Source organism: Aestuariivivens insulae, assembly GCF_022662195.1.
In the GTDB taxonomy this organism is placed as follows: Bacteria; Bacteroidota; Bacteroidia; order Flavobacteriales; family Flavobacteriaceae; genus Aestuariivivens; species Aestuariivivens insulae.
The window spans coordinates 23,951-36,202 of record NZ_JAKMCS010000010.1; the positions used below are offsets into that span (position 1 = coordinate 23,951).

The following is a 12,252-nucleotide window of genomic DNA, read 5'->3' on the forward strand; positions in this document are numbered from 1 at the left end:
CAAAAACCTCTACTAAAAAGTTCTAGCAAAGGTTTTTATTCCTAGACAAAAGGTAATATGGTAAATAACTTAATTATTTACCACTCATATAAGCATTATAAGACCATATTTCGTCCCAAGTATTGGAAAACACGTTATCTGCCATATCTATAAAATTCTGCCATTTATCCTCTCCTATAGCTGTTTTAAATGTATCCTTAAAACTTACCGAATCATCATCAAACTCTGCCCAGTTTTTAAAAAAACTAACCGAAGCTACATGTCTACCCAAATCGCCTTGCCTAAACTCGTTATAGTACAAGCCCCAAGGATTTTCTCCTTCCATAGCCTTTACAGTTTTACTTACCATCTCAAAAAATGATTTAAAAGCATATGAATGATCGTCTTCAACTTCCCCATATCTCACAAATACGATTGGGTATTTAGCGTTATCACCATCTAGCATAGACACATTAGAAAGCTTCCCATCCATTTTCCAATATTCCGAAGTATGGATTTTTTTAATATAAGGCATGACATTATCCCTCCAATCTTCATCATGTCCACCTTCTGACGGACGTGAATCTAAATGGGTATACGTTACAGGCCCCATCATCCAAACCATTCTTCCAGAGTTTGGCCCAGTTGAAATGGTATATACCGCTGCCTCATAAGCTCCTTCGCTGTGATATTTTGCGTTGTGGGCCCGCATGTTATCTCCTAAAACTTTGAGATTGGTGTAATCTGGTGTCATCATCATGGTTTCAAACATGACATAGTCCTTGGAATCGTCTTGTGCATTTAAAGAAAAACTGGCGCTTATCACTATAAGAACCAGTAAGCATTGAGAAATTGATTTTTTAATCATGATTAAATTGTTTGGTTAGTTAACTACTACACACTATTGTGTAATAGAGTTGCTATAAATCAATCATTGGGGGAGAGAATAGAGAATGGAATTATATAATAAATGAGCGTCTTATTTCTCATTTAAGATAAAGGCTCATAATTTGGAGATACTAAATATAAGAAAAAAAAACAGGGAGATATAAAAAAAGCTCTCATAATGAGAGCTTTGAACTATTTTGTTTCGACTTTAAGGCCTTGAGCTTTCCATTTGGTGATGCCACCTTCCAAATCGTATATCTCCTTAAAACCTACTTCTTCTAATGTCTTGGAGCATTTACCGCTTCGTCTTCCACTTCGGCAATATATAATAATAGGCTTTTCCTTATCCAAGCTTTCTATATCCTTTAAAAAAGTGGGCGATAAAAAATTAATGTTTGTTGCATTTGGAATAAAACCTTCATTATATTCCTCGGGTGTCCTCACATCTATAAACTGAACACCTTCTTTTTGCAATAAGGTTTGCATTTCTTCTGAAGAAACAATTTTAGTCACTGTTTGGTCAGGCTGTTTACACCCTACTAAAACTGATACCCCAAATAAAAACAAAAGTAATCTCACCTTATCATTTTTTAATCAACATCTACTATATCGCCGTGCCACTCTATAATACCGCCTTCTAGGTTAAAGGCATTTTCAAAACCTAATTCATCCATGATACGACAGGCTTGTCCACTTCGGTTGCCCGATCTACAATATACATAATAATTTTTGGACTTGTCTAATTTTTCAAGCTCATTAATAAAGTCTTGCCCTTTATAAATGTCTATATGAATAGCGTTGGGGATAATTCCGTCTGCTACTTCATCGTCTGTACGAACATCTAAAACAACAGCATTATTGTCGTTAGCTAGTTGTTCAGACCATTCTTCTTGTGTTAAATCTTCCATTGGTTAGTGATTAGGATGAAATACAAAATTAATATATCTTGGTTAAAACAAACAAAAAAATCCGAGTATATTATAACTCGGATTTTTTTTATTAATGTCTTTTTCGTTTAAGCCTTATTTTATTGAACAACCAATAGCCTTTGTTTCTTTTTGTTGCACTTCCTTTCCTTCTAAAAGCGCATTAACGGCATCCTCTACATATTTATTACTAACTGCCGAGGCATCGTTGTAGTTATCATCTATTGCTCCTATATATTCCACCACATTTCCTTTTTTTGTTTTTTGTAAAACATATACATGAGGGGTTTTTGTAGCTCCAAATTGCGGATAAACTTCTTGGTCTTTATCTATTAAATACGGAAAAGTGAATCCTTTGCTTTTTGCACGTTCTTTCATGGCCTCAAAACTGTCTCCTTTCTTAATAGTAGGATTGTTAGGCATTATTGCAATTACTGGATACCCTTTTGCATCATACTTATTGTTAAGCGCAATAATTCTTTCTTCGTACATCCTTGCATATGGACATGTATTACATGTAAACACCACTATAAAGCCTTTAGCTTCTTTGTATTTAGACAACGAAACCATTTTACCGTCTACGTTCATTAGTTTAAAATCACTAACAACATCACCTATTTTATACCCATTTTCTAAATGGGCATTAAAATCTGTAAAAGCACTTAACACCACTAATAATGTTAAGGCCGCTATTGCATTTTTTATTTGTCGCATAGGTTCCTAATTTAAAAATTGTTTCAATTCGGTTTCTAATTCAGAAAAAGTAAATGAGCCCTCATAAAACTTCTTATCATTATTTTTATATATTACTGTAGCTGGTATAGAACCAGACCAAGCAGTGCCTACTTTTGGGATCCAGCTATTCATATCGGGGTCATCTAAAGCAATGACTTTAGACTTTATTTTTTTGTTTATTATAAAGGGCTTCAATTTTGATTCGTATAAATGCGGAAAGTCTAAACTCACTAAAAGCACCTCAACATTTTTATCCTTATATTTTTTATTGAGTTCCTCAAAATAAGGCAACTCCTTTATACAAGGTGCACACCAAGTTGCCCAAAAATTTATCACATGTACTTTTCCATCCTTCTTGTTCAAGAATTTTTCAAACTCATCAAACGTATATACTTCTAATTCTAAAACAGAATCCTTTTCAGAAACAGTACTATTAACACTCATTAATTCTTTAGGTGTGACAACATTTTTCTTCTGATTATTACAACTTAAAAAAAACAAGAATAATACCGCTAAATAATATAATCTCATACCCTTTTACCTATTATCACTATTATATCTATAAAATTATAGATTCACAAATTAATCCTATCGAATTTAACAAAAGTTTAAATAATTCAATTTTTTATATACCTTTGTATATACAACAGTTGGTAAATGCATATTGAAGAGATTATAAAGACTAATAATTTACCTGTTTCAAAGAAAGTTGTTGTAAGCCTTTTGTTTAGTTATAGCATTATAAACAGTAAACTAAATGACGTTCTTAAACCCCATGACATTTCTATACAACAATTTAATGTACTTAGAATATTAAGGGGGCAAAAAGGAGTACCTGCCACATTAGCCACTGTACAGGATCGCATGATTAATAAAATGAGTAATACGACGAGGCTAATTGACAAGCTCATTAAAAAAGGTTATGTAGAAAAAGAAATTAATAATAAAAACAAACGAAAAATAGATATTACAATTACCGGTAAAGGCTTAGCTTTTCTTGACGACATAGACATTTTGATAGATAGCACCGAGCAAGACATTGTTAAAACGCTAAGCAATAATGAAGCTCAAGAACTCATCCGATTATTAGGAAAGATAAGGTTAATAGCAAACTAAAATTCTCTCTAACCCTAATAATCATCTAAAACTACCATAACTTTATGGTAGTTTTTTTATTGAATCGTATTAAAAAAATAGATAGATTTATTGTGTAATTATTTTTTCATTTCTATATTTGACACCGTTAAACAAAAAAACAAATGAAAACAATTTTAAATAATACTTGGTGGTGGTGCTTTCGAAACTAAATTTCGTGAAGTAAACCTGGTATATTTAAAACTTAAAATATAAAAAGGCTTGTCATTCACGACAAGCCTTTTTTTGTTCTAGACAATTAAAAAAAGTACTGAAATAAAGTTCAGCATAATGAAGAGATATAATTTATTTACACACTACAAAAAAATCCTGGCAGATACCATAACTCCGGTAAGTATCTATTTAAAAATAAGGGACAAGTTCCCCAATAGTATTTTGCTGGAAAGTAGCGATTACCATGCCAATGACAATAGTTTTTCATATATATGCTTTAATCCCATTGCGTCCATTAAAGTAGAGAACGAAATTATCTCTCAAACTTTCCCGGATGGAAACCATACAAGCATCCCCATAACTAAGCAAGCTGACGTAACGGAAGAAATACATCAATTCACCAAACGTTTTGAAACGAATTCCGATGAGCAGTTTAAATTTATAAACAACGGCATATTTGGTTATTTGGCTTACGATGCGGTTCGCTATTTTGAAGACATTGAAATTTCCAAAAAGGAAAACTCATTACAAATACCAGATGTTTACTATGCTGTTTACCAAAACATCATTGCCATTAACCATTTTAAAAATGAAGCTTATATTTTCGCCCATTGTTATGAAACGGAAAGTAATATTGATGAAATAGACCACCTGATAAAAGTTAAGAATTATGCATCTTATAATTTTTCTTCGGAAGGTACTATTGAATCAAATTTAACCGATGATGAGTTCAAACAGCATGTCGAACTAGCCAAAAAGCATTGTGCCCGTGGCGATGTATTTCAATTGGTACTATCCAAAAACTTTGCCCAACAATTCAAAGGAGATGAATTTAATGTGTACAGAGCGCTACGCAGTATAAACCCTTCGCCTTATCTATTTTACTTCGACTATGGCAATTTTAAAATTTTTGGAAGTTCTCCGGAAGCCCAGCTTATAGTAAGCCACGGAAAAGCCGAAATACACCCCATTGCCGGCACGTTTAAACGAACAGGCAATGATGCCAAAGATGCCGAACTCGCCCAACAACTAACTATGGACGATAAGGAAAATGCCGAACATGTGATGCTGGTAGATTTGGCACGAAACGATTTAAGCCGTCATGGTAGTAACGTCACTGTAGACACCTATCGTGAAGTTCAGTTTTTCTCCCATGTTATCCATTTGGTTAGCAAAGTTACAGGACAAAAACACAATGGCACTTCAACCATGCAGGTGGTATCAGACACGTTTCCCGCTGGCACTTTAAGCGGAGCGCCGAAACACCGTGCCATGCAACTTATAGAGCAATACGAAAAAACAAGCCGAACATTTTATGGTGGTGCTATTGGGTTTATGGACTTTGAAGGCAACTTCAACCATGCTATTATGATTCGTACATTTTTAAGTAAAAACCATAAACTGCATTGGCAAGCTGGAGCTGGATTAGTATCAAAATCTAATTCAGAAAACGAGCTACAGGAAGTATACAATAAATTAGGGGCACTAACAAAAGCCATTAAACTAGCAGAGGACATATGATGAGGTTAGAGGTTAGAGGTTAGAGGTTAGAGGTTAGAGGTTAGAGGTTAGAGGTTAGAGGTTAGAGGTTAGAGGTTAGAAAGTTGAAAAAATGAGTATGAAAAATTCCTCATTTCAATATAATTTTTGGCTTGGTCTACCCTGAGCGAAGTCTTAGGGTTTTGTATCAAGACAAATGAACAAAAACAAGAATAAATATTTTATTAAAACAAATGTCTGCTTTGCAGGAATAACAAAAAAGATGACGAAGGTATTAGTTATAGACAATTACGACAGTTTTACATATAATCTTGTGCATTATTTAGAAGATTTAAACTGCGATGTAACCGTATTAAGAAACGACAAATTAACACTGGACGATGTTAAGCCATTCGATAAGATTGTATTGTCACCTGGTCCAGGCATCCCAGATGAAGCAGGACTCTTAAAACCAATTATAAAAGCCTATGCACCAACCAAGAGCATCTTTGGTGTTTGTTTGGGGCAACAAGCCATAGGTGAGGTTTTTGGTGGCTCATTGATAAATCTGGATGAAGTATACCATGGTGTAGCCACAAAAGTGAATATTTGTGTTGACGATGAAGTTTTATTTAAAGGCCTCAATAAAAGTATAGACGTAGGACGGTACCATTCTTGGGTAGTCAATCCAAATTTACCAGATGTATTGGAGGCCACTTCTTTTGATGAAAACGGACAGGTCATGTCGCTTAGACATAAAACATACAATGTAAAAGGTGTACAATACCATCCCGAATCGGTTTTAACACCAGAGGGAAAGCAAATTTTAGAAAACTGGATAAACAGCTAATAGAAAGCAATTGTTGTAAACAGTAAAAAAATAAGTTATAACAAAACCCCCTTTTGTTTTTTGGGGTTAGACAACAAAAAAATGAAACAATTACTAAATAGACTTATAAACCACGAAAGCATTACTAGCGAAGAAGCCAGACAAGTGTTGGTTAATATATCCAATGGTATGTATAACCAAAGCCAGATTGCTTCGTTTTTAACCGTGTTTATGATGCGAAGCATTACCCTTGAAGAATTGCAAGGCTTTAGGGACGCCCTTTTAGAGCTTTGTGTTGCTATAGATTTAAAAGATTTTAACGCCATAGACTTATGTGGTACGGGAGGCGACGGAAAAGACACTTTCAACATCTCAACACTAGCCTCGTTCGTAACAGCCGGTGCTGGGGTTAATGTTGCAAAACACGGAAATTATGGGGTATCGTCTGCCTGCGGATCATCAAACGTTATGGAATATTTAGGCATCACTTTTTCAAATGATGAAGATTTCTTAAAGCGTACCATAGACCAGGCCGGAATATGTGTATTGCACGCGCCTTTATTTCATCCCGCTATGAAAAATGTAGCTCCTATCCGCCGTGAATTGGGTGTAAAGACGTTTTTTAATATGCTAGGTCCCATGGTAAATCCATCGTTCCCCAAAAACCAAATGGTAGGCGTATTCGATTTAGAATTGCAACGTCTTTATGGTTATTTGTATCAGCAAACCGATAAAAACTATAGTATTGTACACGCCCTTGATGGTTATGATGAAATTTCGCTTACCGGAAAAGCTAAAATCATTTCAAACCATGCCGAAACCATGTTTAGCCCAGAAGACTTAGGAGCTTCAAAAATAGGGCAAGAAGCAATTTTTGGAGGCAGTACGGTTGAAGATGCCGCAAAAATATTTGTAAACGTTATTAGTGGGAAAGGTACCGAAGCCCAAAACAATGTGGTCTGTGCCAATGCTGGGTTGGCCATAGCTACCACCAAACAAATCACCCATAAGGAAGGATTTGAACTGGCTAAAACATCGTTGCTTTCGGGGAAAGCCAAAACCAGTTTAGATAAATTAATAGAATTAAGTAAAAAATAAACGCTTTAGAGTGAACATACTAGATAAAATAACATTAGATAAACGCAAAGAAGTTGCTCTCAGGAAAAGCCTCATTCCATCCAAACAATTAGAGCAATCGGTCCTATTTAGCAGAGAAACTGTGTCGTTGGCCACAAAACTGCGAAACAGCAATTCTGGTATTATAGCCGAGCACAAACGTAGGTCGCCTTCAAAATCCGTTATCAACAATAGCCTAAACGTATTCGATGTCGCAACTGGTTATGAGAACGCAGGTGCTTGTGGCATGTCCGTTTTAACCGATGGCAAATATTTTGGTGGTTCGTTAGACGATTTACTAACTGCCCGAGTAAGCTGTAACCTACCATTGTTGCGAAAAGAATTCATTATTGATAGTTATCAAATACTAGAAGCAAAAGCTCATGGTGCCGATGTTATTTTGCTTATTGCAGCCATTCTAACTCGAGATGAAATCAAGCAATTTTCAGAATTTGCTAAAAGCTTAAAACTTGATGTACTCTTAGAAGTTCACAATGAAGAAGAACTGCATAAATCCATTATGCCTAGTTTGGATATGCTTGGGGTTAACAATAGAAACCTAAAGACTTTCGACGTAAGCTTGGAAACAAGCAAAACACTAAGTACCTTAATTCCAGATGATTTTGTAAAAGTTTCTGAAAGTGGTATTAGTAATATTGAAGCAATAAAGGAATTACAACCCTATGGCTACCAAGGGTTTTTAATTGGAGAAAATTTTATGAAGACCGACAACCCAGGTGAAAATGCTAAAACATTTATAAAAGAATTGGAAAATTAATGTCATGTCGAACGTAAGTGAGACATCCCATCATGGGATTTCTCAATCGCTTCGCTCATGTCGAAATGACAATAGACAAATGAAACTGAAAATCTGCGGAATGAAATATCAAGACAACATCCAACAGGTTGCCACATTGCAACCCGATTATTTGGGGTTTATATTTTATGATAAATCAGCTAGATTTTTTAATACCGAAATTCCAGCGCTACCCAATACAATAAAAAAAACAGGGGTATTTGTTGATGCCAATCTAGACCATGTTATGGCCATGGTAAACAAGCATAACTTACAAGCTGTACAACTTCACGGCAAGGAGTCTCCAGAATATTGCAATGAATTAAAATGTCTTTACGAGGAGTATCAGTCCGAGTGCCGTCAAAAGCATAACAACGAAGTAATCTCCTTAAAAGATGAGATGTCGAATCAATACATCGATAAACCCAGTGCAACAGTTGAGCATGACAACACACTTGAAATCATTAAAGTTTTTTCCATAAAAGACGAATTCAATTTTGAGGTTTTAAAACCTTATGAAAAGGTATGCGACTATTATTTGTTCGACACCAAAGGCAAACTTCCCGGAGGTAATGGTTATACCTTTAACTGGGATGTTTTAAATAAATATCCATCAACCAAGCCCTACTTTTTAAGCGGTGGCATTGGTTTAAATGAAATTGAAAAACTAAATGCTTTTAAAACCAGTAAAGCTTCAACTTATTGTCACGCCATTGATGTAAACAGTAAGTTTGAGGTTGAGCCTGGATTAAAAAATATAGAATTATTAAACGAGTTTAAAATAAATTTAGGTCACTTCGAGTGATTCCGATTTTCAATAGGAATTGTATCGAGAAGAGGTTTTAGGTCTCGATACTAAATTCTTTCAGAATTTCATTCGACCTGACAACGATAAGAATAACATGAATTACAACGTAAACGAAAAAGGCTACTACGGTGAATTTGGCGGGGCATACATCCCAGAAATGCTATACCCCAATGTAGAGGAATTACGCCAAAAGTATTTAAAAGTAATGGCAGAACCCGATTTCCAAAAAGAGTTCAACCAACTCTTAAAGGACTATGTAGGGCGCCCTTCTCCATTGTATTTTGCTAAGCGACTTTCAGAAAAATACAACACGAAAATCTATTTAAAACGCGAAGACCTTAATCATACCGGGGCGCATAAAATAAATAATACCATAGGGCAAATCCTTATGGCCAAGCGTTTGGGCAAAACCCGTATTATTGCCGAAACCGGTGCCGGGCAACATGGCGTTGCAACCGCTACCGTTTGTGCCTTAATGGGCTTGGAGTGCATTGTATATATGGGCGAAATAGACATTGCCCGACAAGCACCCAATGTGGCCCGTATGAAAATGCTTGGCGCTACGGTGATTCCTGCAACATCAGGAAGTAAAACCTTAAAAGATGCCACCAACGAAGCCATTCGTGATTGGATTAATAACCCTGTAAACACCCACTATATTATTGGTTCTGCTATTGGCCCACATCCCTACCCCGATATGGTTACACGCTTTCAAGCGGTAATTTCAGAAGAAATAAAATGGCAATTAAAGGAACATGAAGGCAAAGAAAACCCAGATTATGTGGTTGCTTGTATTGGTGGTGGTAGTAATGCCGCTGGGACTTACTATCACTTTTTACATGAAGAGGATGTAAAAATTATTGCTGTTGAAGCCGCTGGATTGGGTATTGATTCTGGGGAAAGTGCAGCAACTTCCGTTCTAGGAAAAGAAGGCATAATACATGGCTGTAAAACCCTGTTGATGCAGACCAAGGATGGTCAAATTACAGAACCTTACTCTATTTCAGCTGGATTGGACTACCCCGGTGTTGGCCCTATGCATGCCCATTTGTGCAAGACCGGTCGTGCCGAATTCATGTCCATTACCGATAAAGAGGCCATGAATGCCGGACTGGAGCTATGCAAACTTGAAGGTATTATTCCTGCCATTGAAAGTTCGCATGCCTTGGCCATTTTCGAACAAAAACAGTTTAATCCTAATGATGTCGTGGTATTGAGCCTTTCTGGTCGTGGCGATAAGGATTTACAGAATTATATTGAGTATTTTAAAATATAGATTCCTGCCTTCGCAGGAATGACAGAAAAAATGAACAGAATAAACAAAAAATTACAAGACAACAAAAAGTTACTGTCTATATACTTTACAGCTGGATATCCAAATCTAAATGACACGGTTACCATTATTCAGGATTTGGAAAAAAACGGTGTCGATATGATTGAAATTGGCCTTCCGTTTAGCGATCCGCTTGCCGATGGCCCGACCATTCAAGAGAGTTCCACCCAAGCCTTAAAGAATGGCATGACTACCGAAGCACTTTTTAATCAATTACAAGGAATTAGGGAAACCGTTTCCATTCCATTAATTATCATGGGCTATTTTAATCCCATGCTACAATATGGTGTAGAGGCTTTCTGTGAAAAATGTCAAGAGCTAGGTATAGACGGATTGATTATTCCAGACCTTCCTGTTGACGTTTACCATGAGGAATATCAATCCATTTTTGAAAAATATGGCTTGATAAATGTCTTTTTAATTACACCACAGACCAGTGATGAGCGTATAAAATATATCGATTCGGTGTCTAACGGATTTATCTATATGGTGAGTAGCGCCAGTACTACAGGAGCTAAGTCTGGTTTTGGCGAGGAGCAAACCCAGTACTTTAAGCGCATTGCTAACTTAAACCTAAAGAACCCACAAATTGTTGGTTTTGGCATTAGTAACAACCAAACATTTTCCCAAGCCACACAATATGCTAAAGGCGCTATTATTGGTAGTGCTTTTGTGAAAAAACTAAAGGAGCATGGCGTTGGCTCTATTTCAGAATTTGTGAAAGGCGTTATTGGTTAAAACTTTATTTTAAAGACCTCACAGGTTTACTAGTGCTGAGCGTAGTCGAAGTAAAACCTGTGAGGTTTTATTCCTTCTACTCAAACCGAATGGCTTTTACAGGAGATATTTTTGTAATGATATATGAGGGTATTAAAAGCATCAACAAACACATGATCATGGTTCCCACATTAAGGGCTACGATATAACCCAAGTTAATAAAGACTGGAGCTTCGGAAACGTAATAAACACTGGGGTCTAACGGAAACAGCTTAAAATATTTTTGTGCATACAGTAATCCTAGCCCAATGGCATTGCCCCATAACAAGCCTACAATAATTAAATAGGACGCATTATAGATAAACAGCTTACGAATGCTCCAATTGTGACTGCCCAAAGCCTTTAAAATTCCTATCATTTGGGTGCGTTCCAATATTAAGACCAACAAAGCAGTGATCATATTAATCCCCGCTATAAGAATCATAATTCCTATAATGCCATAAATATTGGTATCGAATATTTTAATCCATTCGAAAATAGAATAATAGGTATCGGTCACCGTTTGGGTATTTAATGTTGATGGGGTGTTTTTGTAGATTTCTATACCCTTTTGCTCCAATTCATTATAATCGTCTATAAAGACCTCAAAATTCCCTATTTGGTCTTCATCCCATTTATTTAAACGTTGAATATGACGTAGATTACCAATAATATACTGTTTGTCTAAATCCTGAAACCCAGAATTATAGATTCCAACAATCTTACACTTCACTTGATTAGGAGCTTTCTCTGGATTATTATTTACAAAGACCATTTGAAAATCATCACCAAGCTTAAATCCTAAACGGTTTACCAAGTATTGGGATATTAAAATTTCTTCGCTCCACTTTTCTTTATGATTGGGCATTCGTCCTTCAACCAAAAAGTCTTCAAAGTATTGCCAGTCATACTCCGTTCCAACGCCCTTATAAACTGCAACTTCAAAATCGGTTTCCGTACGTATTAGTCCTAATTTGGTAGCAACCCCCTGAATATGCGTTACCCCTTCAACCGATTTAAACTCTGGGTAAAAATCTTGTTTCTTGGAAATGGGCACAACACTTTCCTGAGAATTATTACCGTCATAATTAGCAATGGTTACGTGCCCATTGAATGCCACCACCTTATCCCTTATTTTTTGCTGTAGCCCCACACCAGTCGCTATAGCAATCATCATCACTACAATACCAATGGCAATTGCAGCGATACCAATTTTTATTATTGGTGCCGAAATACTACTTTTATACGCCTTACTGGCAATAATGCGTTTGGCTATAAAATACTCGTAATTCAAAATAG

General features: G+C 36.0%; 14 protein-coding genes. 8 read left to right on the forward strand and 6 right to left on the reverse strand.

Features of this window, described 5'->3' with window-relative positions; all coding sequences use genetic code 11:
• Nucleotides 1-73 precede the first annotated feature (73 nt).
• The 5 genes from MR062_RS12605 to MR062_RS12625 all read right to left on the reverse strand — a co-directional run bounded on the left by MR062_RS12605 (nucleotide 74) and on the right by MR062_RS12625 (nucleotide 3,059).
• Complete coding sequence (locus MR062_RS12605) at nucleotides 74-847, reverse strand: hypothetical protein (protein ID WP_242204811.1); 774 nt, start codon at nucleotides 845-847, stop codon at nucleotides 74-76.
• Between the two features lie 212 nt (nucleotides 848-1,059).
• Nucleotides 1,060-1,380 carry a rhodanese-like domain-containing protein gene (locus MR062_RS12610; protein ID WP_242204813.1) on the reverse strand — a complete coding sequence of 107 codons (321 nt, stop codon included), beginning with the start codon at nucleotides 1,378-1,380 and terminating at the stop codon, nucleotides 1,060-1,062.
• A gap of 77 nt (nucleotides 1,381-1,457) precedes the next feature.
• Entirely contained in the window at nucleotides 1,458-1,775 is a 318-nt protein-coding gene (locus MR062_RS12615) for a rhodanese-like domain-containing protein (RefSeq protein WP_242204815.1), read from the reverse strand.
• A 114-nt stretch (nucleotides 1,776-1,889) separates the two neighbouring features.
• Nucleotides 1,890-2,507, reverse strand: a complete 618-nt coding sequence (locus tag MR062_RS12620) for a thioredoxin family protein (RefSeq protein WP_242204817.1) — start codon at nucleotides 2,505-2,507, stop codon at nucleotides 1,890-1,892.
• Nucleotides 2,508-2,513: 6 nt separating this feature from the next.
• Nucleotides 2,514-3,059, reverse strand: a complete 546-nt coding sequence (locus MR062_RS12625) for a TlpA family protein disulfide reductase (RefSeq protein ID WP_242204819.1) — start codon at nucleotides 3,057-3,059, stop codon at nucleotides 2,514-2,516.
• A 126-nt stretch (nucleotides 3,060-3,185) separates the two neighbouring features.
• Between MR062_RS12625 and MR062_RS12630 the strand changes: the two genes are divergently transcribed.
• The 8 genes from MR062_RS12630 to trpA all read left to right on the forward strand — a co-directional run bounded on the left by MR062_RS12630 (nucleotide 3,186) and on the right by trpA (nucleotide 10,935).
• Nucleotides 3,186-3,644, forward strand: coding sequence for a MarR family winged helix-turn-helix transcriptional regulator (locus MR062_RS12630; RefSeq protein ID WP_242204821.1), 459 nt, complete (start codon nucleotides 3,186-3,188; stop codon nucleotides 3,642-3,644).
• Between the two features lie 309 nt (nucleotides 3,645-3,953).
• Nucleotides 3,954-5,357, forward strand: coding sequence for an anthranilate synthase component I family protein (locus tag MR062_RS12635; RefSeq protein ID WP_242204823.1), 1,404 nt, complete (start codon nucleotides 3,954-3,956; stop codon nucleotides 5,355-5,357).
• A gap of 241 nt (nucleotides 5,358-5,598) precedes the next feature.
• Entirely contained in the window at nucleotides 5,599-6,165 is a 567-nt protein-coding gene (locus MR062_RS12640; protein ID WP_242204825.1) for an anthranilate synthase component II, read from the forward strand.
• A gap of 81 nt (nucleotides 6,166-6,246) precedes the next feature.
• Nucleotides 6,247-7,242, forward strand: coding sequence for an anthranilate phosphoribosyltransferase (trpD, locus tag MR062_RS12645; protein ID WP_242204827.1), 996 nt, complete (start codon nucleotides 6,247-6,249; stop codon nucleotides 7,240-7,242).
• A gap of 10 nt (nucleotides 7,243-7,252) precedes the next feature.
• Nucleotides 7,253-8,038 (forward strand): indole-3-glycerol phosphate synthase TrpC, encoded by a 786-nt coding sequence (gene trpC / locus MR062_RS12650; RefSeq protein WP_242204828.1) that lies wholly within the window; start codon nucleotides 7,253-7,255, stop codon nucleotides 8,036-8,038.
• Between the two features lie 79 nt (nucleotides 8,039-8,117).
• On the forward strand, nucleotides 8,118-8,861 hold the full coding sequence (locus MR062_RS12655; protein ID WP_242204830.1) for a phosphoribosylanthranilate isomerase: 744 nt from the start codon (nucleotides 8,118-8,120) through the stop codon (nucleotides 8,859-8,861).
• 97 nt (nucleotides 8,862-8,958) lie between these two features.
• Complete coding sequence (gene trpB / locus MR062_RS12660; RefSeq protein ID WP_242204832.1) at nucleotides 8,959-10,140, forward strand: tryptophan synthase subunit beta; 1,182 nt, start codon at nucleotides 8,959-8,961, stop codon at nucleotides 10,138-10,140.
• A gap of 30 nt (nucleotides 10,141-10,170) precedes the next feature.
• Nucleotides 10,171-10,935 (forward strand): tryptophan synthase subunit alpha, encoded by a 765-nt coding sequence (gene trpA, locus MR062_RS12665; protein WP_242204834.1) that lies wholly within the window; start codon nucleotides 10,171-10,173, stop codon nucleotides 10,933-10,935.
• Nucleotides 10,936-11,011: 76 nt separating this feature from the next.
• Here trpA and MR062_RS12670 read toward each other — a convergent pair whose 3' ends face one another.
• A complete protein-coding gene (locus MR062_RS12670; protein ID WP_242204836.1) occupies nucleotides 11,012-12,247 on the reverse strand; it encodes an ABC transporter permease in 1,236 nt (411 codons plus the stop codon).
• Nucleotides 12,248-12,252 lie beyond the last annotated feature (5 nt).